Genomic DNA, 23992 nt, shown 5'->3' with positions numbered 1-23992 from the left:
GCGATCAAGGACGGACCCGCCCGTGAACGCTTCACGCCACCATCGCCAGGCCCCTCGGACCTGGAACAACGCCCCATCCTCGCCGAAGGAATATCGACAAGGGACTGTCAGCCCCGGCCGGGACCATCCAATCACCGTTGCGCAGGAATCCCGGAGTACCGCGCAGGATGATGACTGGGTACAGCTCGCCAACGAAACCCTGAAACTGATCCGCCAGCTACGCATCTAGGTGTGATCTCTCAATAGGTTGTCCTCAGGGAGACCGAGGACGCTATTTCACGTTCTGAGCAAGCCAGCGATCCAGGGCATTGCCGAAGGCCTGGCGGTCGCGCGGGCCCAGCGCCGCCGGGCCGCCGGTCTCGACCCCACTGGAGCGCAGCGTGTCCATGAAGTCGCGCATGCTGAGGCGCTCGCGGATGTTGTCGGGAGTATAGAGCTCGCCCCGGGGATTCAGCGCCTGCCCGCCGTTCTCGATCACATCAGCGGCCAGCGGGATGTCCGCGGTGATGACCAGGTCCCCGGCGCCAAGGCGCCGGACAATCTCGTTGTCGGCCACGTCGAACCCGGCGCCGACCTGGATCGAGTCGATCAGCTTCGACGGCGGCGTGCGCATCGGCTGATTGGCCACCAGCGTGACCGGAACCCCCGTCCGCTTCGCCGCACGAAACAGAATCTCCTTGATGACCGCGGGGCAGGCATCCGCGTCGACCCAGATCTTCATGGTGCTCCTTCCCGAAAGCTCGCTGATGATCGGGGTGCAGGGTAGTCGTTTGCGGCGCCCGGCACATTTCCCCACCGTTCGGATTGGCGCCGGGGCGGTACACGTGCTATCAGCTTGGGAGACGTCAACCAACATGCTTGGCCTTTCTAGGCCAAGCCTCGCAAGGAGCATTACATGGGCATTGAAGTCACCGGCATTCTGGGCCTGATCTGGCTGCTGATCGTGATCTGGGCAATCGTGCGGACCGCACAAAGCCCCGCGACCCCCATAGTGAAAGTACTGTGGATCCTGATCCTGCTGTTTCTTCCCCTGGTAGGCCTGATCGCCTGGTTGCTGCTCGGACCCAAGTAGGCTGCACCCAGGCACCGGGCGCTCACATCCGGCGCAGGAACTCCGCGAGGGTCGGCGCGTCATCGCCCCCCTGACGCAGTCGCTCGCGTAGCGCCTCCTGGGGACCAAAACGGGCTGCGTCGTAGGCGGTTGCCTGCACACGAGACGCGGAGCCCGCCCGAGCGGGCCTAGCGGCCGACTCGTCCCGACCCTTCCAGCCGAAATCGGGCGGAGGACGGTCAGCCCCGGGTCGTCGACCGTCCTCGGCTTGCACGGTCGCCGGAGCCGCTACGTCCCTGGGTTCGTCCATCGCGGGCGCAAGCCGCGCACGCAAACGGCCCAGCAACTCGGCATGGCCCTCCGGATCCGCCTGTAGCGCGTCCACCAGTGCCATCAGATCGATCGCAGCGCAGCCCGTTCGCGCCCGGTACTGTTCGTGCATGGCGTCCAATTCAACCGCCAGGGCCTCGGGCTCGGAGGCCTCCAGGGCCACGTCGAACGCCGCGCGCAAGCGCCCGAGCACACCCTCTTCGCTGCCCAAGCCGTCCGAGGCTTCCGAGGCTTCCGAGGCATGGTCGACCGGGGGCGGCTCCGTAGCGAGCGCCGGGGCTTGTGGACGGGCATCCTCCAACGGCGTATGCGCAGCCGGACTCTCCAGCTGCAGACGACGCCACCAGAAAAGGCTGAATGCTGGCGCGTCTTCATGCGGAAGGCTGTCTTCCAGGGCATTCGCCAGGCGCTGGAACGGACGCGCCGAGGGGTCATTCTCTGCGAACAGGGCGACCGGGTGCTGCAGTGTGACGGCCGAGCGGAGGCTTTCGTCGCGCTGGACGAAGCCGAGAAATTCGACCCGGGTATGCAGGTATTTCTCGACGGCATTGGAAAACCGCTGGAAGACGCTGCGGGCCTCGGCGACATCCGCCACCATGTTCACGATCACCCGGACGTCTAGCGCCTGACGCCGCAACGCCAGCTTGAGCAGGGAGAACGCATCGGTCAGCGAGGTCGGTTCCGGCGTCAGCACCAGCAGGACCTGGTGCCCGGCCGCGAGGAAATCGAGCGTGGTATCACCGATGCCCGCGGCGGTATCCAGCAGCAGGTCGTCGAAATCCGCCTCGATGTTCGCCAGTTCCTCCACCAGCCGCTGCTGATGCGCCCCGGAGAGCTCCGCATATTCGCGAATACCACTGGCGCCGGGGATGATCTTCAGGCCGTGCGGCCCTTCCAGCAGGATATCGCGGATTCCACATTCGCCCGCCAGGACCTCCGCCAGGCCCTGTTCCGGGCGCAACCCCAGCAGTATGTTCACATTGGCGAGGCCGGTATCCCCATCCAGGATGCCGACCCGCCGCCCGCGCCGCGCCAGCGTGATCCCCAGGTTCACCGCGATGCTGGACTTGCCCACCCCGCCCTTGCCGCTGGCCACGACAAGGACCCGCGGGCGCGTGGCGACCCCGGAACGGGTATCCGTCAAAGCGCTGTGACCGGACATCGCGGCTTCCTGCATGGCACTCATCGGCATGGGGAAAGAATGACGGCGAACTCACGGTCGGTCTACCCCATTCGGTGGCGCGGGGCAATACCACTCAGTATAGTCAGGAACCAGTGGTGATCCGGCAGACTGCATCAGACTTTCGGTTCCGGACACGCACACAGGGCAAAAGGCGCGGCAGGCCGACTGCACGCGACCGGGGAGCAGCATGACGAGCGTCAATACGGCAACGGACGGTCTACCGAGCCTGCCCCAGGCGCTCATCCCGGTGCTCGACGCCACCCAGGCCAACGAGGCCGATTTCCAGTCCCTGGCCCGGGCGATCATGCAGGACGCGGGCATGTCCAGCCGCCTGCTGCAGGCGGCCAACTCGCCCTTCTACTATCGCGGCTCCACCTGCCGCACCATCGACCGCGCCCTGTTCAGCCTGGGCCTGGATACCGTGCGCAGCCTGGCCCTGACCGCGTCGATCCAGCAGTTGTTCGGCGAGTTCGGCCCACGCCATCGCGGCTACCTGCGCACCATCTGGCAACGGGCGCTGACCACCGCCAACCTGGCACAGGTCCTCGCCACCCTCACCCGCTATCCGCGGCCCGAGGAGGCCTATCTCGCCGGGCTGCTGATCGACATCGGGCGCCTGGTCCGCCTGGTCGGTGACGAGGGGCATTACTGGCCCATCCTGCAGACCGCCGAAGACGACCCCCACCTGATCGAGACCGAGCGCACAACCTACACTCAACACTACGGGGAACTGGGCGGCGAATGCCTCGAGGCCTGGGGGCTGGGCCCGTTCATGGCCGATGCCGTGCGCTACCACCTGGAACCGGCCGAGCGCGTGCGCGACGCCCATCACCTGGTCAAGCTGGTCAACCTGTCGCATGCAATGGGCTGTCTGCCGGGCTCCGGCGCACAGGATTCCGCCGCCGGGTGCAACGAGATCGCCCTGGCCGCGGCGGATACCCTTTTCGGCCTCAACGAGGGATTGACCCGCGAATTGCGCGGGCGCGTGGCCGAGGATGTGCGGCGAATTGCCGGATCACTGGAAATCGATCTGGGCCCGACCCGGACCACGGCGGATCAAAAGCCGGAGGAGACCGATCACGCGGCGGAACGCGCACTGGCCGCCCGGGTCCGTGATCTGACCGAGCTGGAACGCATGAATGGCGAACTGGCCAGGGCGGCCGACCTGCAGGAGCGTTGCACCGCCGCGCGCCGCACCCTGTACCTGACGCTGGGCATAGACCACAGCCTGCTGTTTCTGATCGACCCGGATCACCAGTCCGTCGCCGCCTGGGTGGAGGACGACGAGACCCCCGATTTCACCCTGCCGCTGCTACCCGGGCGCAGCCTGGTGACCGATACGCTGCTGGATCGCGAGATTCAGCTCCACGAGGAAGAGAACGCCGCCGGCCTGCCCGTGATCGACCAGCAACTGTTCCGGCTCTGCGAAGCCGAAATCCTGTGGAGTTTTCCGCTGCTCGCCGACGGCCAGGAACCCGCCGGGGTGCTGATCCTGGGCCTTGCCCGCAGTCAGGCGCAGGCCCTGGAGGCCCGCTCGGACTTTATCGGCTCCCTCGCACGCGAGATCGCCCGGGCGCTGGTCGCCACACCCGAGCCGGCGGATGCCCCGGACGGCGCCACCGAGCAGCGCATCCGCGACACGGTGCACGAGGCCGGAAACCCGCTCAGCATCATCCAGAACTACCTGAGCGTGCTGAATCACAAGCTCGGCGAAGAACACGAAGCGCGCCACGAGCTCGGCCTGATCAAGGAGGAAATCGACCGGGTCGGGCGCATCCTGCTGCGCCTGCGCGATCCGCAGGCTGCCGGGAACGAGGAGACCGGACCGGCCTCGCTGAATGCACTGGTCCGCCAGGTCGCCGATATCGTGGACGGCTCACTCTGTCGGACACGAGGCGTCCGCCTGCACCTGGATCTGACTCCCTCCGATCCGCCGCTGTCGGCCCCCGCGGATCACCTGCGGCAAATCCTCATCAATCTTCTGAAGAACGCGGCCGAGGCCCAGGCATCCGGCGGGGAGATCACCATCGCCACCCGTGCCCCAACCACCGTGAACGGCCGCAGGGTTGTGCCCCTGTCGGTAGAGGACAAGGGGCCCGGGCTCCCTGCCGAGGTCCAGGCAGCGGCATTCGCGCCTGTGACATCGACCAAGGGCACAGGCCATGCCGGGCTCGGGCTCAGCATCGTCAAACGCCTGACCGAGGAGATCGGTGCGGGACTCTCATTCACCAGCGGGAGCGCAGGGACGCGCTTCGAAATCGCACTGCCCCACGCATCACGGGGGTTGGCGAGCGCATCAGGGACGACGCGACCATGATTCGCTACTGACCACGAGACCCCGATGCCCGAACGCGACGCGCCGATCGACCCGCAGTCCGTCAGAATCCTCATTGCCGATGACGATCCCGGCCTGCTCGAGAGCCTGCGCGGACTCCTGACCATTCAGGGCTACCCCGTGCGGACGGCCGCAGGGGGTGGCGCGGCCATCGAGGCCCTGCGCGAAAAGCACTACGACCTGCTGCTGCTCGACCTCACCATGCCGGAACTCAACGGACTGGACGTGCTGCGCTTCATGCAGGCCGCCGGGCTCGAGACCCTCACCGTGGTCGTCAGTGGCAACAGCACGGTGGAGGATGTCGCCGGGGCGCTGCGCGAGGGCGCCCACGACTATCTGAAAAAGCCCTACGAACCCGCCGAGTTACTGGCCACCGTCCGCAATGCCCTGCACCACAAGGCGCTGGAGGACGCCAATCGGACCATGCGGGCCCGCCTGGAGAAGTCCGAGCGCCTGCACCGGGTGATCGTCAATAACTCCCCGGATATTGTCTTCGTTCTCGGCGCCGACCATCGCTTCCGTTTCGTCAATTCACGTGTACACGAGTTACTGGGCTATGCCCGCCGCGACTTGATCGACCGCTCGGTGTTCGACCTCGTCGAACCCGAGGATCGCGACAAGGCGGAATATTTCTTCGAACAGGCCGCCAGCCAGCACCCCCACATCCGCTCGGTGGAACTGGCCCTGCAGCCCGGCACGCCTTCGCGCAGCCGCCGCTTCTTCGAGGTCGCGGTATGGCCGTCCAGCAACAGCGACGACGCGGACAACGGCGAAACGCTGATCTACGGCACGGCACGGGATATCACCGACCGCAAGGAATCCGAGGCCTTCATCAACTTCCAGGCCTATCACGACCTCCTGACCCGACTGCCCAACCGGGCCCTGTTCCGCGACCGGGTGGATGTAGCCATCTCGCATGCGCAGCGCTCGGGCACCCAGCTGGCGGTGCTGTTCATCGATCTGAACCGCTTCAAGGTGATCAACGACTCCCTCGGTCACACCGTGGGCGACCGCCTGCTGCAGGAGGTCGCCCAACGGCTGCAAGCCTGCATCCGCAAGGGCGACACGCTGTCACGCTTCGGCGGCGACGAATTCACGCTGCTGATCCCGGGACTGGCCAGCAACGAGGCCGCCATCCAGGTAGCCGACAAGATCCTGGAAAGCCTGCAGGCCCCGTTCAAGATCGGCGACCAGGAGCTGTTCGTCGGGGCCAGCATCGGCATCGCGATCTACCCGGATGCCGGCGACAACCTCGAGGCCCTGATCAAGAATGCGGATATCGCAATGTACCGCGAGAAGAGCAGCGGCAAGACGGGTGTGCGCGTGTACAGCCCGGACATGGGCGGCCATCCGCCCCGACGACTGCAACTGGAACAGGACATGCGCCGCGCACTCGAGCGCGACGAGTTTCATATCCTCTACCAGCCGCAGGTGGATACGGAAACCGGGCACATGGTGGGCGTCGAGGCCCTGATCCGCTGGGATCACCCCACGCTCGGGCTGCTGGGCCCGGCCGAGTTCATCCCGGTCGCCGAGGAGACCCGCCTGATTGTAGACCTCGACCGTCTGACCCTGCGCACCGCCATCCGCGAAATGCAGCGCCACAGCCGCGACGGCTACCCGGAACTGCGCCTGGCGGTGAACCTGTCGCCCGTGCTGGTCGAGCGTGACGACTTCGTGGAGGATTTCCTCGGCATTCTGGGCGAGACGGGCTTCCCGCCCGACCTGCTGGAGGTCGAGATCACCGAGAACCTGCTGATGAGCGACACCCCGGACACGGTGCACAAGCTGAACCGTCTAGGGGCCGCCGGCGTGCAGATCGCGGTAGATGACTTCGGCACCGGCTATTCGTCGCTAAGCTACCTGCAGAAGCTGCCGATTCACACGCTCAAGATCGACCGCAGCTTTACCCATACGATCTGCCGCGAGGACGAGGCCTGCATCGTCAACGCGATCATCTCCATGGCCCGCGGGTTGCAGATGAACATCGTGGCCGAGGGGGTCGAGACCGAGGCCCACCGCGACTATCTGCGCGACCTGGAGTGCCCGATGATTCAGGGCTTCCTGTTCGGCCAGCCGGCGCCACTGCATACCCTGCTGGAGAACGAGGCCCTCTTCGCCGCACCCACTACCTGCCAGTAGCCTCTCCGGCAACCAGGGAGACGCTGCGACTCCATTGCGTGTCCCTACGAATCGGCCGCGACCACCTCAGGCGCCGCATCGGCCAGGAAGCGGTGTCCCTGGCGCAGGCAGTAGCGCAGCCACTTGTACAGGAACCGGTTATGCCTCCAGCGGCAGACCAGGCCCGGGTGACCGGTCAGCATCTCCGGCGCGCGACCGTCGCCCATCGTGCGGCAGTGCAGTTCCAGCACCTCCGCCTGCCGCGCATCATGGAACATGCGTACGCGCATGTCCGGCTGTTGCCGACGCTCGCCCTGGTGGTCGAACCGGTAGGTCAGGTGCAGCGTGGTCGTGTAGCGGGTGCGCTCCAGCACCTCCAGATACAGATCCAGCGCACCCTCCACCCGCGAGACCGACCGCAACGGCTGCCGCTCGAGCTCGGGGCACAAACGCCGCAGGGCGAGATAGTTCTCCTCGTACATCTCCATCAGCGCCGCAAAGCTCTCGGGCCTGGGCTCCAAATGGGACGGGGTCTTACGCTCCAGCAACATGTCGCGCAGTCTAACAGCACCGTTTCGCGGGACACCGATTGTCCGCATCCAGAGCAGGACACCCCCAGGGCTTTTTGGTAACGTCGACAGGGGAGGTGCCGAGCAATGTTGTACTCGCACGCGTTGGTGTCCATGTTCTCCGAGACCCGGCCCGGCACGCAGTCCGGTGGTGGTGCTACCGGCCCATTCTTGTCCTCATCAAGGCGCAACACAGGATTGCGGAACACGGGGCACCATCCTCACAAGGCATCGAAAAACGGGACTCGGCCGCCCGTGCTGGATGAAAACGGGCCCGTTGCCCGCAGAACGGCTCCCTTGTGCCGAGCGACTACACGCCAGTCACCACGCCATGTCAGCACACAGAATCGACTCGAGCGCGAGCGTCCGCATTGCTCAGCGTCTCCCCGGACAACAAGGATGAGCGACCCATGGACATAAGTGTCGTCACGACCCAACCCTTTCCCGACCAGAAACCCGGCACCTCCGGTCTGCGCAAGCGCGTCCGGCAGTTCCGCCAGCCGCACTATCTGGAGAATTACATCCAGAGCGTCTTCGATGCCTGCCCGGACCTGAAGAACGGCGAACTGCTGGTCGGCGGCGACGGGCGCTTCCACAATCGCGAGGCGATCCAGGTCATCCTGCGCATGGCCGCAGCCAACGGGGTGCAGAAGGTCGCCATCGGGTATGGCGGACTGCTGTCCACGCCGGCCGCCTCGTACCTGATCCGGTCTCGGGGGGCCACGGGCGCCCTGATCCTGTCCGCCTCCCACAACCCGGGCGGGCCGGAGGGGGATTTCGGCGTCAAGCTCAACACCGCCAACGGTGGCCCGGCCCCGCACTCGGTGACCGACGCGATCTTCGAGCAGAGCACCCGCATCAGCCATTACCGCATCGCCAACGGCGCAGAGCATGTCGACATCGATCATCTACACGCAGTACAGATGGGCGACATGGACATCGAGGTCGTCGACCCCGTGGGCACCTACGCCGACTACATGGCCACGCTGTTCGACTTTGACCGCATCGGCGAACTGCTGCGATCCGACCATTTCCGCATGCGCTTCGATTCCATGCACGCGGTCACCGGCCCGTACGCCGAAGAGATCCTGATCAACCGCCTCGGCGCCCCGGCCGACACCATCCTGCGCGCGGAACCGCTGGCCGACTTTGGCGGCCGTCACCCGGACCCGAATCTGTCCCACACGCGTGAACTGAGCGAGGCCCTGTTCGGTCGGGATGCCCCGGATTTCGGGGCCGCGTCGGACGGCGACGGCGACCGCAACATGATCCTCGGGCGCCGGTTCTTCGTCACGCCGTCGGACAGCCTCGCCATCATGGCCGCCAACGCCCATCACATCCCGGCGTTCGCCGACGGCCTGAAGGGCGTGGCCCGCAGCATGCCCACCAGCCAGGCCGTGGACGTGGTCGCCGAGAAGCTGGCCCTCCCCTGCTTCGAGACCCCCACTGGCTGGAAATTCTTCGGCAACCTGCTGGACGACGGGCGCATCCGCCTGTGCGGCGAAGAGAGCTTTGGCACCAGTTCCGATCACGTACGCGAGAAAGACGGCCTGTGGGCCGTGCTGTTCTGGCTGAACCTGCTAGCCGTACGCCGCCAGTCGGTCGAGGAGATCGTGCGTGATCACTGGCGCCAGTACGGCCGCCACTACTACACGCGCCACGACTACGAAGCGGTGGAGAGCGAACGGGCCGAACAGGTGATGGCGCGCATCCGCGAGCAGCTCTCGGTACTGCCGGGCCAGTCCCTGGCCGGCATGCGCGTCGCCCAGGCGGACGACTTCGCCTATCGCGATCCGGTGGACAACAGCCTGACCGAGCACCAGGGCCTGCGGGTACTGTTCGAGAGCGGTGCCCGCATCGTCTTCCGCCTGTCCGGCACCGGCACCCAGGGCGCCACCCTGCGCCTGTATATCGAGCAGCACGAGACCCATCCCGAACACCTCGATGCCGACCCCCAGGAACTGCTGGGACCGCTTATTGACGCCGCATCGCGCCTGGGCGACATCCCCGGCCTGACCCGCCGCGAGAAACCCGACGTCATCACCTGATAGATGACCATCACTGCCACTGCGCAGCGCTGGAGCCACGGCTATGCCTTCTTCCTCGCAGCCACGGCGTCGGCGGTGGGGCTGGGGAACGTGTGGAAGTTTCCCTACATCCTTGGGCAGAACGGGGGTGGCGCCTTTCTCGCGGTCTACCTTGGCTGCATCGTCCTGATCGGCATACCGATCATGATGGCGGAGGTCATGATCGGTCGCCGGGGCCGCCGCTCGCCTGGATACGCGGCCCGCGAAGTGGCTCGCGAGAGCGGCGCCCACGACCTGTGGCAGCTGGTCGGCTGGCTGGGCCTGTTCTCCGCCTTCCTGATCATGAGCTTCTACGTGGTGATCACCGGCTGGGCCTTCTCCTACGTCCACAAGGCCGCCACCGGCGCCTTTGTCGGCGCCGACGGTGGCCAGGTGGCGGGAGTGTTCGCCGCCATGACGGCCTCCCCCGCCGAGATGCTCGCCTGGAGCACCCTCGCCGTCACCCTGGCCTTCGGCATCGTCGCCCTGGGCCTGCGCCAGGGGCTGGAACGCTGGCTGCATGTGCTGATGCCGGTGCTGCTGGTCCTGCTGCTGACCGCACTGGCCAGCGCCTGGTGGATTGGGGATGTCCGCCAGGCGCTGGACTTCCTGCTGCGGCCGGACTTCTCCGCGCTGACCTCGCACGGTGTATTGATCGCGGTGGGCCATGCGTTCTTCACCATGACGCTGGCCTCCGGGGTGCTGATGATGTTCGGCGCCTACCTGCCGCAGCACACGTCCATCGGCCGCACCGCCATTGGCGTGGCACTGGCGGATACCGCGGTCGCCCTGATCGCGGGGCTGGCGATCTTCCCCATCGTGTTCGGTTTCGGGCTCGACCCGGCCGAAGGTCCCGGGCTGATGTTTCAGACCCTTCCGCTGGCACTGGCGGCCGTGCCCGTCGGCGTCCTGCTGACGACCCTGTTCTTCGCCACCCTGAGCCTGGCCGCATTCAGCACCATGATCACCAACGTTCAGGCCTTCGTGCACCTGTTCCACGAGCGCCTGCATGCGTCACGCGTGCTCGCGGTCCTGGTGTGTGGCGGCGCGGTCTGGCTGCTGAGCCTGGCCAGTGTGTTCTCGTTCAGCGGCGCGGCCTGGACACGCCTGGACATCACCCTGCTGGGCCGCGAGATCCCGACCCTCTACCACGCCATCGAACACGTGGCCATCAACCTGCTGCTCCCGTTGGGGGGCCTGCTGATCGCGGTATTTGCCGGCTGGGTTGTGCATACCCGCGTGGCCCGCGCCGAACTCGCCCTGGCCCCCTTCGCGTTCACTATCTGGCGTTTCGTGCTCCGCTATGTCGCGCCGATCGGACTGGGTGCACTCCTGTTGAATCTGGCCGGTTGGATATAGCCCGACCCGGCCAGGGGGATCACAGCAAGCCCCGCAGGCGCTCGACGGCCTCGCGCAGGCGGGCCTCGGACTGGGTATAGGCGATACGCAGGTAGTCCCGACCCCGGCTGGGGCTGAAATCCGTCCCCGGCGTCAGGGCGACACCGACCGTGTCCAGGACGCGCGCGCAAAGGGCCTCGGAGTCCGGGCCGTGGGCGGTACAGTCGGCATAGATGTAGAACGCGCCCTCCGGCCGCGCCTGGACCTCCAGCCCGAGCCCCGGCAGCGCCTCCAGCAGCACGTCCCGACGGCGTTTCAGCTCCCGCACCCGCGATTGCAGCAACGCCTCGGTCTCGGGCGCGAAGGCCGCCAGCGCCGCGGTCTGGGCCATGCTGGCCGGGGCCACAAACAGGTTCTGTGCCAGGCGCCGCACCGGGTCCACCCAGGTCTCCGGCACCACCATCCAGCCCAGGCGCCATCCGGTCATGGCGAAGTACTTGGAGAACGAGTTGATCACCACCACATCCGGGAAGCCGGCCGCGGCACTGGGCTCCGGGGTATCGAAGACGATCTGGGCGTAAATCTCGTCCATGATCACCAGGCCTCCGCGCTCGCGCACGACCTCGACGATCGCAGCCAGCCGATCACGCGACAGGCAGGTCCCGGTCGGGTTCGCCGGCGACCCCAACAGCACCGCACGGGTGTTGGCGCCCCACGCGGCGGCAATCGACTCGGCGGTCGGCTGGAAGGCATGTTCTGCCTGGACGGGCAAACCCACGGGGGTCGCCCCACGCGCGGCGACGAACTGGCGGTTGCAGGCATAGCCGGGGTCCGGCAGCAGGACTTCCTCGCCCGGATTCACCCCCGCCGCCAGCGCCAGCAGGATGGCTGCGGAGGCGCCCGCGGTGATCACGATGCGTTCCGGGTCGACCTCGGCCCCATGGCGTCGCCGGTAGTCGGCGGACAGCGCCTCGCGCAGGGCCTGGGTCCCGTGCGCGGGGGTGTAGCGGGTATCCCCCTCCGCCAGCGCGGCGCGACCGGCCGCGATTACCAGGGGCGGCGTCGGGAAGTCCGGCTCCCCTACCTCCAGGTGGATGATGTCGCGCCCGGTGCGCTCGGCCGCCTGGGCTCGTGCCAGGATGTCCATCACCCGAAACGGCTCCACCACCTCGGCGAAGCCGGACAGCGCCGGGTCACGCATCGGATTGGCGGGATGCCCCGGGACCACCGTCGCGATCAGCGGCGCACGTGCCGCATCAGACGCTTGCGCTTGTACTGCTGTCTCGGCGTGAGCTTGTTGCGCCGGCCCGCGTAGGGGTTGCGCCCGGAGCGGAATTCGAGCCGCAACGGTGTCCCGACCAGCTTGAGCTGCTTGCGGAAGAAGTTTTCCAGGTAACGCTTGTAGCTCCCGGCAAGCGCGTCGGTCTGATTGCCGTGGATCACGATCACCGGCGGGTTCTGGCCCCCCTGGTGCGCGTAGCGCAGTTTGATGCGCCGGCCGCTGATCATCGGCGGCGCATGCTCCGCCACCGCGGCCTCCAGCAGACGCGTGAGCTCCGGCGTGGACATTTTGCGGAAGGCACTGGCGTGGGCCTCGCACACGTCGTCCAGAAGATGCCCGACATTGGTGCCGTGCAAGGCCGAGATCAGGCGCATGCGGGCAAAATCGACAAACCCCAGGCGCCGATCCAGCTCGTCGCGGATGCGCTCGCGCGCGTGGTCGTCCAGCCCGTCCCACTTGTTCACGGCCAGCACCAGCGAGCGCCCGGCCTCGATGACCATCCCCAGCAGGTGGGAATCCTGATCCGACAGGCCGGCATGGGCGTCCACCACCAGGACCACCACGTGGGCGGACTCGATCGCCTGCAGCGTTTTGATGACGCTGAATTTCTCGATCACCTCGTGGACCCGGCCACGGCGGCGTACCCCGGCGGTATCGATCAGGGTGTACTCCTGACCGTCGCGCTCGAACGGGACAAAGATGCTGTCGCGGGTCGTACCGGCCACTTCCGTGGCCACCACGCGCTCGTCGCCCAGGATACGATTCACCAGGGTCGACTTGCCGACGTTGGGGCGTCCGACGATCGCGACGCGAATGCCCGGCCAGTCATCCAGCGCCGCCTGCTGCGAGGCTTCGTCGAGGCCGTCACTGGCGGCCTCGTCGTCTCCGGCATCTTCACTGGCCGCCCGGCGCGAGGCCGCCACGTCCTTGCGCACCGCCTGCATCAGGCCCTGCACGCCGCGCCCGTGTGCTGCGGCAATGGAGGTCACCTGCCCCAACCCGAGGGCGTAGAACTCGGCACTGACGGTATCGGCATCCAGGCCATCGGTCTTGTTCACCACGACCCGCGCCTTTACCCCGGCGCCGCGCAGCTGATCGGCAATCGCCTGGTCCTGCGGCGTCAGGCCGTCACGAGCATCCACCAGGAACAGCACATGATCCGCTTCGGCCACCGCGCGCTGGGTCTGCTCGGCCATGGCCCGGTCCATCTCCGCGCCCTCGCCCGAGAGCCCGCCGGTGTCCACGACCAGATAGGGAAAGTCGCCGACCTTGCCAATGCCGTACTGGCGATCACGCGTCAGTCCGGCGACGTCCGCCACCAGGGCATCGCGCGAGCGCGTGAGCTGATTGAACAACGTGGACTTGCCGACATTCGGCCGACCGATCAGGGCGATAACCGGAATCATCTGCGGCTGCGCCCTGCGCGGAGAACCCGGCGCCCTGAAACCTTGTGGCTCACTCGTCACCCCGGATTGAGGGATTCACGGCCGTCAGCTGCCCGTTGTCGGTGACGACATACAGCGTGCCGTTCACCAGGGTGGGACGCGTAACCACGGAACCGGAACCGGCGCGCAGCCGGGCGACAATGCGCCCGTCCTCGACGTCGACCCAGTGCAGGTAGCCCTCGTAATCACCGACGATGGCGTGCTGGCCGACCACCACCGGCGCAGTCACACCGCGCAGGCGCAGGCCATCCATCTGCCACAGGTCACCACCACTGCGGGGCTCCAGGCCCCACAGGTGGCTCTCGGCATCGGTCACGACCAGGACATCGGAACGCGTATCCACATCTCCGCCTTGATAGGAAGAAAAATCACGGACCCAGAAGATCTCGCCGGAGTTGAGATCCAGCGCCGCGAGCCTTCCCTGGTAGGTGGCCGCAATGGCAGCGCCGCGATACATCGGGATATGCCCGTCCAGGTCCACCATGCGCTCGACCTCCGTGCGCCCGGTGGGAACCCCCAGGGTGGTCTCCCACAGCACGTTGCCGCGGTTCAGCCCCAGCATCAGCAGGCGGCCGTTGTCGAACCCGGCCAGCACACGGCCGGAGGTGATCTGCGGGCGCTGGGCCCCGCGCAGGCTCAGCGAGGGTGTGGTGCGCAGCGCGGTCCACTGGGTGGCGCCGGAGTCGGCGTCCAGGGCATGGATGCGGCCGTCGTTGGTACGCACGATGACCAGGCCGCCAGACACATCCGAGACTGCCAGCACCTCGCTGGAGAGCGCAGCACGCCAGCGTTCGCCATCGCCATCCAGATCCACGCCGATGGCGTAGCCGTCCAGCGTGCCGACCACGGCGAGGCCGCCACCGACGCCGACCCCCGCGGAGACCCGGGCATCATCCAGGCGCACCTGCCAGCGCTGGCTTCCACTGTCGGGATTCAGACCGGAAACCCGCCCGGCGGCGTCGCTCATCACGACCAGGTCGTCGGTGATTCCGGGATAGATCTGCCACAGGAAGCGCTCGCCACCGCTGCCCACCGAGCGCGACCACAGCCGTTCCGGCTGACCTTCGGCCTCGAACTCCGGCAGGTCCGCCGGCGGCTCGGTGGTATCGCGCGACCACAGACCGCAGGCGCTCAGGGACAGGATCAGCGCGCTGGCAATCAGCAGGCGCACGACCGGACTCGCAAGGGAAGGCACAGACATCAGGCGACGGGTCCTCTAGACGGAAAGTTCTTCATATTTCAGACGCAGGTACTCGGGGCTGTGCCCCGCGTCCAGTGCAGCCTCGTAATGCTCGCGGGCCCGCTCGCGATCGCCACGGGCGCGGGCCAGATCCCCTTCGAGCTCGCGCTTCAGCCCCGTGAAGGCATCGCTGCGAACGTCGGCCAGGGTCGCCTCGGCATCATCCAGGCGCTCGGCCAGGATCATCTGGCGCGCAAGACGCAGCGTTAGCACCTCGCGATACCCGCGATCGGGGGCCGCGTCGCGCGCAGCCTGCAGCGCGTCGATCGCGGTATCGGTGTCGTCCTGCGCGATCGCCACATCGGCCCGGTAGACCCAGGCAAGCGCGCGGTAGGGCGTACCCCGTCCCTGTTCGATCACCGCATCGGCCAGTTCCAGCGCGCGATCGGTCTGGCCGGTCTGACCGGCGACCTGCAGGGCCTGATACATCTCGGAGGACACCTGGGCGCGCGATTCCTCGCGATCGCTCCACCAGTTCCAGCCGAACAGGCCGCCGACCCCGAGAACCAGGCCGGCCACAATCGCCATGCCGTTGTTCGCCCACCACTGCTTGATGCGTTCGGCTTTTTCTTCGTCGGTGAGATAACTCATCGTGTTCTCTATCCTTGCGTTGACTACGAGCGCTCTTGCAGAGCCGTGCGCAGATGGTCGGTGAGGGCTGCACGGTCGACGGCCACCTGCTCGCCGCCCTGCGATCTTAACGGCTTCACCGTGACGGTGCCCGCGGCATGCTCGTCACTACCGAGCACCAGGGCATAGTGCGCCCCCAGACGATCGGCACGTTTCATCTGCGACTTGAAGCTGCCGCCACCACAGTGCTGGACCAGGCGCAGCCCCGGCAATTCGCCACGCAGCTGGTCCGCCAGTTGCAGTGCCGGGCCGACCAGTTCGTCGCCGCCGACGATCAGGTAGGCATCCGGACCCGGCGCTGCCGGGGCGTCTTCGCGCGCCTCCAGCAGCGCGACTAGCCGCTCCAGGCCCATTGCCATCCCGATCGCCGGGGTGCCACGGCCACCGAGCTGTTCGACCAGGCCGTCGTAGCGCCCGCCGGCGCAGACCGTACCCTGGGCACCGAGATCCTCGGTGATCCACTCGAATACTGTATGCGTATAGTAATCGAGCCCACGCACTAGCCGCGGGTTGTGCTCGTACGTGATGCCCAGCGCATCCAGATGCGCGCACAAGCCGTCGAAATGGGCGCGCGACTCAGCGTCCAGATCATCCATCAGGCTGGGGGCCTGCGCGACCACCTCGCGGGTATCGGGATGCTTGCTGTCGAGGATGCGCATCGGGTTGTCATAGAGCCGGCGCTGCGCCTCCTCGTCGAGGGCGTCACGATGCTGCTCGAAATAGGCGATCAGGTGGTCGCGATAACGCTGCCGGCTTTCCGGGGTGCCCAGCGTGTTCAGCTCCAGGCGCACGTTCGAGAGCCCGAGCATGCGCCACAGCCGTGCGGTCATCGCCAGCATCTCGGCGTCGACATCCGGCCCCGGCAGGCCGAACACCTCGACCCCAACCTGGTGGAACTGGCGGTAGCGCCCCTTCTGCGGGCGCTCATGGCGGAACATCGGCCCCAGGTACCACAGTCGCTGTATCTGATTGTGCAACAGCCCGTGCTGGATCCCCGCGCGCACGCAACTCGCGGTGCCTTCCGGGCGCAGGCTCAGGCTGTCGCCATTGCGGTCGTCGAAGGTGTACATCTCCTTCTCGACGATATCCGTGACGTCGCCGATGGAGCGCTTGAACAGCTCGGTCGCCTCCACGATCGGCATCCGAATCTCGTGGTAGCCGTAGCCCTCCACAACCTCGCGCAGGGTGGCTTCGAGATGCTGCCAGACATGAATGGACTCGGGCAGGATGTCATGCATCCCGCGGATCGACTTGATCGCTTTCATGGTGTCTTTTTGTTTGTACGTGATGGCCTGCCGGAAAGACCCGGGTTCAGCCTTCCAGATCGAAGCGCGCGGTGCGGTCGCTCCGGATATGCGTCTCGACGTCTACCGGCTCGCCATCCAGCGTCAGCGAGACCCCGGACGCGTTGCCCAGGATCACCCGGCCAGGCAGATCCAGGCGAATCTCCTCGCGGTCACCCGAGCTGAGCACGCCGGTCAAAACCACCTCGTCGGCGGCATCGCGGATCTCCACCCAGGAGGTCTCGCCAAACTCCAGCACCAGTTGCGCGCCCTCACCCGCCGCCGGACCTTCACCGGAAGTCTCGATCACCGGGGAAGCATCCAGTGGGGCTTCGCTTTCGGCCCGCACGGGGGCCTCAGGCATGACCGGCTCTTCCGGCACGACCAGGCGTTCGGTCAGGGCCTCCGCCGGTGCGGTGGATTCCGAGGATGCTGCCGGGGCGCCGGCCGATCCCTCTGCACCCGCCGACTCCGGCTGGGCGCCCTCCGGGAGGGCCTCCGGCGCGGGCGTGACGGGCTCCGGATCGGTGCTCTCGGCGATCGACGGGCTGAGCCCTTCGGCGTCCGGGGTCTGGGTATCGGCGAGGCTCGGGACGGCATCCCGCGCCTCGCCCAGGTTCAGCGACGGCCACCCGGGCGTGTCCGTGCGCTCGCTCCAGGCATAGACCCCGAGTCCAAGCAGGATCGCGGCCAACAGCAAGGCGAGCCAGTAAATACCGCGGCCGCGCCGACGCTGACGGTCGCGCGCGGAGGGCGTTGCGACGGCCCGGAGTTCGGGGTCGACCATCCCGTGGTTCTCGAAGGACTGAATCCACGGATCCGCGGCCACGCCCAGCTCGCGGGCGCAGGAGCGCAGATAGCCGCGCACGTACGCCGGCGGCATGTGATGAAAGCGATTGGCTTCCAGGTCTTCCAGGGTGCCGCGCCCGAGGTGGATGCGGCTGGCCAGGGTCGCGCTGTCCAGACCGGCCGCCTCACGCGCCCGCCGCAGACTGGCGCCGGGCTCGTCCTCACCCCGGGGCGCCTCCGGTCCGGATGCCTCCGGGTGGTCCCGGGTGGTCAGACCATGCGCGGCGGAGAAGGACGGCTCCGGATCGGGGTCCGAACCCTCGGTGCGCAGGGAGGCGACGTTATTCGTTGAATCATCGACATCCTCGACCCGCCCGAGGCCCGGTTCCTTGTCGCGTGGATCGCTCACCCTTCACGCTCCAGCCGGCGCAGCTCGGCCATCTCGTCGCTGTCCGGGTGATGGCGGCTCAGGCGCTCGGCACACGCGTTGGCCGCGCGGCTGTTGCCCAGCGCGCTTTCGGCCTGATAGCACAGCAGCAGCGTCTCGGCATTCTCGACCCCCTGGCTGTCCAATCGTTGCAGGAAGGCCCGAGTCTGCATCGGCCGGTCGTCCTGATAAGTCAGCCGCGCCATTTCCAGAAGCGCGCGGGGATACTGCGGATTGAGTTCCAGCGCCCGGCGCAACTGCCGCTCGGCCTCCTCGGCATCGCCCGCGTCCGCGTGACAGACGCCAGAGTTCATGTGGGCGATGTCGCGGCGATCGTAATCCGGATTCTTAATCGCCTTGGCGAACAGCTCCTGAGCCTCGTCGAAGTCCTCGCGGGCGCAAAGCAATGCGCCCAGATTGGTCTGCGCAAAGGGGTTGTCCTCGTCGCGGCGCAGGGCCCGGCGATAGTGTTCCTCGGCACGGTCCAGCTGGTCCTTGCGCTCGTAGATCGCTGCCATACCGATATTGGCGAGGACATAGCCGGGGTCATAGTCCAGCGCCCGCCGCAGGTTGCGCTCGGCCTGCTCGAACTCGCCCTCGCGCAGATAGCCGATGCCCAGTTCAGCATGCACCTCGGCGGCATCCTCGCGTTCGCCGGAAACCGGTCGGTCGGCCGTGGCGGCACAGCCACCCAGCAGCAGCGCCAGGGTCAGAACCCCGGCGATGCGCAAACCCGCGCGTCCAGTCATGAAGCCCTCCGATCCGTCTGTGGCAACTCGGCATGCAGGCGGAACATGCGCATGCCACGATTGGTTCGATCCTCGACCTGCCCCACCAACTGCCCGCAGGCGGCATCGATGTCGTCGCCCCGGGTGCGCCGGACCGTGGTCACGTAGCCGGCCTTCTGCAGGCGCCGCTCAAAGGCCAGAACGGTGGCCTCCGACGGGCGTTCGAACGGAGCCCCCGGGAACGGGTTGAACGGGATCAGGTTGATCTTGCCAGGAATACCCCGCAACAGCCCGGCGAGCTCGTTGGCGTGCTCGGGCTGGTCGTTGACACCGGCCAGCAGGACGTATTCGAACGTCACGCCACTGTGGGCGTCGGTTGCCTCCACGTAGCGGCGGCAACTGTCCAGTAGCTCGGCGAGCGGATACTTGCGGTTGATCGGCACCAGACGGTCGCGCAACGCGTCATTGGGCGCATGCAGGCTGACGGCCAAAGCGACATCGGTATGTGCGCTCAGACGATCGAGGGCTGGAACCAGGCCGGAAGTCGAAAGGGTCACACGGCGCCGGCTGAGACCGTAGGCATTGTCGTCGGTCATCAACTGACAGGACGGGACCACCGCATCGAAATTGGCCAGCGGCTCGCCCATACCCATCAGGACCACGTTGCTGACTGCGCGATTGCGGCCGTCCGGCGCCGGGAGCCGCTGCATGGCCAGCCACACCTGACCGATGATCTCGGCACTGGTGAGATTGCGGTTGAAGCCCTGCTGGGCCGTGGAGCAGAAGGTGCAGTCGAGCGCACAGCCGACCTGGGAGGAGATGCACAGTGTCCCGCGCCCGCCCTCGGGGATGAAGACGGTCTCGATGGCATTGCCGTCGGGGAGCCGCAGCACCCACTTGACGGTACCGTCGGAGGAGGCCTTTTCCAGACCGATCTCGGGCACGCGGATCTCGGTCTCGCGCTCCAGACGATCGCGCAGCTTGCGCGACACGTCGGTCATCTGTTCGAAGTCGGTGACCCCGCGCTGATGGATCCACTTGATCAGCTGGGTGGCACGAAAACGCGGTTCACCCCACTGCGCCAGCAGCTCGACGAGCTGTTGGTGGCTGTAGCCCAGGAGATTCAGGGGGGTGGAGGATGTGTGTGCCATAACAGGGACCGGTTCGCTCAAGTCCCCTAGTGTACTGTGCCGAAGGGATGCCTGCCTACGGGGCCCGGTGTGCGGTGCAACCGGGCCCCGTAGCGCATGCGGGCCCGCTTTATCGGGTACGCGGGCAGACGCCGTCGTCGCCAAAGAAGAAAGCGATCTCGCGCTCCGCGGTCTCCGGGGCGTCAGAGCCGTGTACGGCGTTCTCGTCGATGGACACGGCGAAGTCGGCACGGATGGTGCCCGGAGCGGCTTCCTTCGGGTTGGTCGCACCCATGATGTCGCGGTTCTTGGCAATGGCGTCCTCGCCTTCCAGGACCTGCACCAGCGCCGGGCCGGAGATCATGAACTCGACCAGATCGTTGAAGAACGGGCGTTCCTTGTGCACGTCGTAGAAGCCTTCGGCCTGCTCGCGGCTCAGGTGCATCATGCGCGCGCCAACGACCTTCAGGCCGGCCTTTTCGAAACGGCTGATGATGTCGCCGATGGCATTCTTGGCAACGGCGTCAGGCTTGATGATGGAAAGGGTGCGTTCAACGGCCATGGGGCGGCTCTCCTGGTATTTGGATTGAATATCGGTCGCTGGGCCCGGCTGCAAACGCGAGAACCCGCCGTTCGGCGGGTTCCCAACGCAAAAAAGACGCGGACGCAACGTGCGGCGCGTAGTCTAGCGACCTGACGCCCCTGCAGCAACGTCACCGGCCTTGATTCATAACTCAGCACACTACTGCGCACGCAGACACGCAGAAGGTCGAGGGACGGCACAGAAATACAGGCCGGGATACCGCTTCGCATCGGTGAGCTACCCTGGCAGCGGGTAGGCGTTTCACCCTCCTGCCCTTCCCTGCGTCCTCTGTGCCCTCTGTGGTGAAAAAGGGTCTGGCCCTTCTTCGTGTGCTTCGTGGTCGATCCAAAAACCCGTCAGTCGTCGACGTCAGCCTCGTCCATCCAGGCAAGCTGGATCGCCTCGAGGACGCGTTCTCCCGAGCGCTCGGGGTCGTCGTCGAACTCCGGCAGGTTCATCACCCACTGACGCAGATCCACGAAGTTGATGTTGCGCGGGTCCACATCCGGGTGTTCGTCGGCTAACTGGATCGCAATTTCCTGGGTTTCGGTCCACTTCATCGCTTGGTCCTTGATCAGTGGTTCTCGGAGACCTGGTTAATGGTGTACTTCGGCAGCTCGACGACAAGATCGTTGTCGGTCACGATCGCCTGACAGGACAGGCGCGAGTCCGGCTCCAGGCCCCAGGCCTTGTCGAGCATGTCTTCCTCGTCCTCGGTCGGCTCGTCCAGGCTGTCGAATCCCTCGCGCACGTAGACATGGCAGGTCGTACAGGCGCAGGACTTTTCGCAGGCGTGCTCGATCTCGATGCCGTTTTGCAGCGCGAGATCGCAGATGCTAATGCCCGAAGGGGCCTCGAGGGAGGCGCCTTCGGGGCAGATTTCCTCGTGGGGCAGAAAGATTACCTGGGGCATGTTCTCAGTTCCCTGCGTCGTATTCGCTAACGTTGTGACCGGCGAGTGCCCGCCGGATGCTGTCATTCATGCGCCGCGCGACGAAGGCCTCGGAGGCCTGCTCGACGCGCTTGCGCGCGGCCTCGATCGCGTCCGGGTCGTCGCCCTTCTCGCGTTCGGCGCGCAGGGCATCGCGCGCCTGTTCGATACTCTGGCGCTCCTCCGGCTCCAGGTAGCGATCACCATCGGTCTGCAGCGCGGCGTCGATCGCCTCCAGCACGCGGTCGGCCTCCACCTGTTCTTCGCGCAGGCGGCGGGCCTCCATATCCTCGCGCGCTGAGGACGCCGAGTCGCGCAGCATCTGCTCGATCTCGGAATCGGTCAGGCCGTAGCTCGGCTTGACCTCGATATGCGCCTCCACGCCCTGGGTCTGTTCGCGCGCGGTCACGTTGAGCAACCCGTCGGCGTCCACTTGGAAGGTCACGCGGATGCGCGCGGCCCCGGCCACCATCGGCGGGATGCCGGACAGGGTGAACTGGGCCAGCGAGCGGTTGGCATCCACCACGTCGCGCTCGCCCTGCACCACATGCAGGGACATCGCCGTCTGACCATCCTTGAAGGTGGTGAATTCCTGGGCCCGCGAGACCGGGATGGTGGTGTTGCGCGGGACGATGAACTCGACCAACCCGCCCATCGTTTCCAGGCCCAATGACAGTGGGATCACGTCCAGCAGCAGCAGTTCGGTATCGGGCTTGTTGCCGGCCAGGATGTCGGCCTGCTGCGCGGCGCCAATCGCCACCACGCGGTCCGGATCGATCCCGGCATGCGGGACCCGACCGAAGAACCCCTCCACCGCCTCGCGCACCGCAGGCATGCGGGTGGAGCCGCCCACCAGCACGACCTCGTCAATCGCATCCGTCTCCAGGCCGGCATCCGCGAGGACCTGCTGGCAGGCCTTCATGGTGCGATCCAGCAATGGACGCGCCAGTCCCACGAGGGTTTCGCGATCCAACGCGCCGGACCAGGTGGAGCCGTCCGCGCGTACAACCTCGACGGCAGTACTCGCGGCATCGGTCAGGGCCTCCTTCGCCTGGCGCGCGGCCAGCAACACCCGACGCAGGCGCTGCGGGTCGTTCTCGCCGCCCATCCCGGCCTGGTTCAACAGCCAGTCGGCGATGGTGCGGTCGATGTCATCGCCGCCCAGGGCCGAGTCGCCACCGGTCGCCAGCACCTCGAACACGCCGCGGCGCAACTGCAATATGGAGATGTCGAAGGTCCCACCGCCCAGGTCGTAAACCGCGATGGTGCTTTCCTCGCCCTGATCCAGCCCGTAAGCCACCGCTGCGGCAGTCGGTTCGCTGATCAGGCGAAAAACGTTCAGCCCCGCCAATTGCGCGGCATCGCGCGTGGCCTGGCGCTGGGCATCATCAAAGTACGCGGGCACGGTGATCACCACGCCCTCGAGTTCGTCGCCCAGGGTCGCTTCGGCCCGCTGGCGCAGGGTGTGAAGGATATCGGCGGACACCTCGACGGCGGTCTTGTCACCCGCGGCCGTCTCGATCCGCGGCACGCTGGACTCGCCGGTCTTGAGGCGGAACGGCAGCTCGCCGGACAGGCGCGCGACATCCGCCGCGCCGCGCCCGATCAGGCGTTTAACCGAGGCGATGGTGTTGTGCGGATCATCCGCCGCGTGCTCCGCGGCCGCATACCCCACGCTCACCCCATCCGCGGCGTAGTGGACCACCGACGGCAGGATATGCCGGCCCTGCTCGTCTGGCAGGGTATCCGCCTCGCCACTACGCACCGTGGCGACCAGCGAATGGGTCGTGCCGAGGTCGATCCCGGCCGCGAGGTGGCGCTGATGCGGCGCGGACTCGGCTCCGGGTTCGGTGATCTGCAATAACGCCATCGGGTGTTCGGCTCCTTCACATGGCCGCGGATCAACCGCGCGCCAGGTTCTGTCGGGTTCGTTTCAATTCGTCCAGCAAGCGGTCGAAAAAGCGCAATTCCAGCACTCGGTCCTTGGCCTCCGGTGCCGGGGCCACTGGATCCTTCAGGGCATCCGCGACCTTTGCCCGCGCCTCGGCCCGGGCCTGCTCCAGCTCCTCGCCGGCGGCCTCCAGCGCGGCACCATCCCTGGCCGCCGCGGCCTCTTCCATGCGTTCGCGCCACTCGATCTGCGCCTCGATGAACTCGATGTTCTGGCTGGTATCGCGTTCCGGGTCGAACGCCACGCCCGTGCGCTCCAGCAGGTGCAGCGCACGGCGGTAGTCATCCCCGAGGATCGCGTAGGCCTCGTTCACGTCGGCCGCCACCGCCGCCGCCATGCGCCGGGCCTGGTCGCCCTGGCGCACGAAGCGGTCCGGATGCAACTCTGCCTGCAGGCGGCGAAAGCGCTCGTCCAGCTGTTGCCGGTCCACCTCGAAGGCGACCGGCAGATCGAACTGCTCGAATGGGTCGTTCATCAACTCTCGGCCTCAAGAAGCACTGGCGACGCACTGACAAAAGAAAAGGGGTGGGACGACGACCAGCAATCGGCCGCCATGCACCACCCCGGATGCGATCATCAG

21 protein-coding genes are annotated in these 23992 nt (G+C 66.8%); 5 read left to right on the top strand and 16 right to left on the bottom strand.

What is annotated here, in order from left to right; all coding sequences use genetic code 11:
* Window positions 1-271: 271 nt before the first annotated feature.
* Window positions 272-721, bottom strand: coding sequence for a YaiI/YqxD family protein (locus F792_RS0110300; protein ID WP_018145965.1), 450 nt, complete (start codon window positions 719-721; stop codon window positions 272-274).
* A gap of 174 nt (window positions 722-895) precedes the next feature.
* On the opposite strand from F792_RS0110300, the gene F792_RS14655 reads away from it, so the two are divergent.
* The gene (locus F792_RS14655) at window positions 896-1072 is read left to right on the top strand and encodes a PLDc N-terminal domain-containing protein (protein ID WP_018145966.1); all 177 of its coding nucleotides are present in this window, start codon (window positions 896-898) and stop codon (window positions 1070-1072) included.
* Window positions 1073-1094: 22 nt separating this feature from the next.
* Here the strand turns inward: F792_RS14655 and F792_RS0110290 are convergent, their stop codons facing one another.
* The gene (locus F792_RS0110290; RefSeq protein WP_018169518.1) at window positions 1095-2543 is read right to left on the bottom strand and encodes a MinD/ParA family protein; all 1449 of its coding nucleotides are present in this window, start codon (window positions 2541-2543) and stop codon (window positions 1095-1097) included.
* A 208-nt stretch (window positions 2544-2751) separates the two neighbouring features.
* On the opposite strand from F792_RS0110290, the gene F792_RS0110285 reads away from it, so the two are divergent.
* Both F792_RS0110285 and F792_RS0110280 read left to right on the top strand, forming a co-directional pair.
* Window positions 2752-4881 carry an HDOD domain-containing protein gene (locus F792_RS0110285; RefSeq protein ID WP_018169517.1) on the top strand — a complete coding sequence of 710 codons (2130 nt, stop codon included), beginning with the start codon at window positions 2752-2754 and terminating at the stop codon, window positions 4879-4881.
* Between the two features lie 24 nt (window positions 4882-4905).
* The gene (locus F792_RS0110280; RefSeq protein ID WP_018169516.1) at window positions 4906-7041 is read left to right on the top strand and encodes an EAL domain-containing protein; all 2136 of its coding nucleotides are present in this window, start codon (window positions 4906-4908) and stop codon (window positions 7039-7041) included.
* A 44-nt stretch (window positions 7042-7085) separates the two neighbouring features.
* Here F792_RS0110280 and F792_RS0110275 read toward each other — a convergent pair whose 3' ends face one another.
* Window positions 7086-7571, bottom strand: a complete 486-nt coding sequence (locus tag F792_RS0110275; RefSeq protein WP_018145970.1) for a DUF1249 domain-containing protein — start codon at window positions 7569-7571, stop codon at window positions 7086-7088.
* A gap of 428 nt (window positions 7572-7999) precedes the next feature.
* Here F792_RS0110275 and F792_RS0110270 point away from each other — a divergent pair, with 428 nt between their 5' ends.
* Together F792_RS0110270 and F792_RS0110265 are read left to right on the top strand one after the other, a co-directional pair.
* Window positions 8000-9637 (top strand): alpha-D-glucose phosphate-specific phosphoglucomutase, encoded by a 1638-nt coding sequence (locus F792_RS0110270; RefSeq protein WP_018169515.1) that lies wholly within the window; start codon window positions 8000-8002, stop codon window positions 9635-9637.
* Between the two features lie 3 nt (window positions 9638-9640).
* Window positions 9641-11014 (top strand): sodium-dependent transporter, encoded by a 1374-nt coding sequence (locus F792_RS0110265; RefSeq protein ID WP_018169514.1) that lies wholly within the window; start codon window positions 9641-9643, stop codon window positions 11012-11014.
* A 19-nt stretch (window positions 11015-11033) separates the two neighbouring features.
* Here the strand turns inward: F792_RS0110265 and F792_RS0110260 are convergent, their stop codons facing one another.
* The 13 genes from F792_RS0110260 to hscB form a co-directional block, all read right to left on the bottom strand.
* Window positions 11034-12194: an aminotransferase class I/II-fold pyridoxal phosphate-dependent enzyme gene (locus F792_RS0110260; protein WP_018169513.1), complete on the bottom strand. Its 1161-nt coding sequence runs from the start codon at window positions 12192-12194 to the stop codon at window positions 11034-11036.
* A gap of 35 nt (window positions 12195-12229) precedes the next feature.
* Window positions 12230-13681 (bottom strand): ribosome biogenesis GTPase Der, encoded by a 1452-nt coding sequence (gene der, locus F792_RS0110255; RefSeq protein WP_018169512.1) that lies wholly within the window; start codon window positions 13679-13681, stop codon window positions 12230-12232.
* Between the two features lie 49 nt (window positions 13682-13730).
* Window positions 13731-14891: an outer membrane protein assembly factor BamB gene (bamB, locus tag F792_RS0110250; protein ID WP_018169511.1), complete on the bottom strand. Its 1161-nt coding sequence runs from the start codon at window positions 14889-14891 to the stop codon at window positions 13731-13733.
* A gap of 45 nt (window positions 14892-14936) precedes the next feature.
* Entirely contained in the window at window positions 14937-15551 is a 615-nt protein-coding gene (locus tag F792_RS0110245; RefSeq protein WP_018145976.1) for a tetratricopeptide repeat protein, read from the bottom strand.
* 23 nt (window positions 15552-15574) lie between these two features.
* Window positions 15575-16855, bottom strand: a complete 1281-nt coding sequence (hisS, locus tag F792_RS0110240) for a histidine--tRNA ligase (RefSeq protein WP_018169510.1) — start codon at window positions 16853-16855, stop codon at window positions 15575-15577.
* Window positions 16856-16901: 46 nt separating this feature from the next.
* Window positions 16902-18071, bottom strand: coding sequence for a helix-turn-helix domain-containing protein (locus tag F792_RS0110235; protein WP_018169509.1), 1170 nt, complete (start codon window positions 18069-18071; stop codon window positions 16902-16904).
* A complete protein-coding gene (gene pilW, locus F792_RS0110230) occupies window positions 18068-18838 on the bottom strand; it encodes a type IV pilus biogenesis/stability protein PilW (protein ID WP_018169508.1) in 771 nt (256 codons plus the stop codon). Before pilW ends, F792_RS0110235 begins: the two co-directional genes overlap by 4 nt.
* Window positions 18835-19968 (bottom strand): bifunctional tRNA (adenosine(37)-C2)-methyltransferase TrmG/ribosomal RNA large subunit methyltransferase RlmN, encoded by a 1134-nt coding sequence (locus tag F792_RS0110225; RefSeq protein WP_018169507.1) that lies wholly within the window; start codon window positions 19966-19968, stop codon window positions 18835-18837. The genes pilW and F792_RS0110225 overlap by 4 nt, the downstream gene beginning before the upstream one ends.
* Window positions 19969-20077: 109 nt before the next feature.
* Window positions 20078-20509 carry a nucleoside-diphosphate kinase gene (ndk, locus tag F792_RS0110220; protein WP_018145981.1) on the bottom strand — a complete coding sequence of 144 codons (432 nt, stop codon included), beginning with the start codon at window positions 20507-20509 and terminating at the stop codon, window positions 20078-20080.
* 377 nt (window positions 20510-20886) lie between these two features.
* Window positions 20887-21090, bottom strand: a complete 204-nt coding sequence (gene iscX / locus F792_RS0110215; RefSeq protein WP_018169506.1) for a Fe-S cluster assembly protein IscX — start codon at window positions 21088-21090, stop codon at window positions 20887-20889.
* A gap of 14 nt (window positions 21091-21104) precedes the next feature.
* Window positions 21105-21443, bottom strand: coding sequence for an ISC system 2Fe-2S type ferredoxin (gene fdx / locus F792_RS0110210; protein ID WP_018169505.1), 339 nt, complete (start codon window positions 21441-21443; stop codon window positions 21105-21107).
* A 4-nt stretch (window positions 21444-21447) separates the two neighbouring features.
* Window positions 21448-23331, bottom strand: coding sequence for a Fe-S protein assembly chaperone HscA (hscA, locus tag F792_RS0110205; RefSeq protein WP_018169504.1), 1884 nt, complete (start codon window positions 23329-23331; stop codon window positions 21448-21450).
* Window positions 23332-23362: 31 nt separating this feature from the next.
* Window positions 23363-23887, bottom strand: a complete 525-nt coding sequence (gene hscB, locus F792_RS0110200; RefSeq protein ID WP_018169503.1) for a Fe-S protein assembly co-chaperone HscB — start codon at window positions 23885-23887, stop codon at window positions 23363-23365.
* Between the last annotated feature and the right edge of the window lie 105 nt (window positions 23888-23992).

Source organism: Thioalkalivibrio sp. ALMg9, from assembly GCF_000380625.1.
GTDB lineage: Bacteria > Pseudomonadota > Gammaproteobacteria > Ectothiorhodospirales > Ectothiorhodospiraceae > Thioalkalivibrio > Thioalkalivibrio versutus.
Note: the sequence above shows the minus strand (reverse complement) of the source record. Positions and strands in the feature narration are given on the sequence as shown.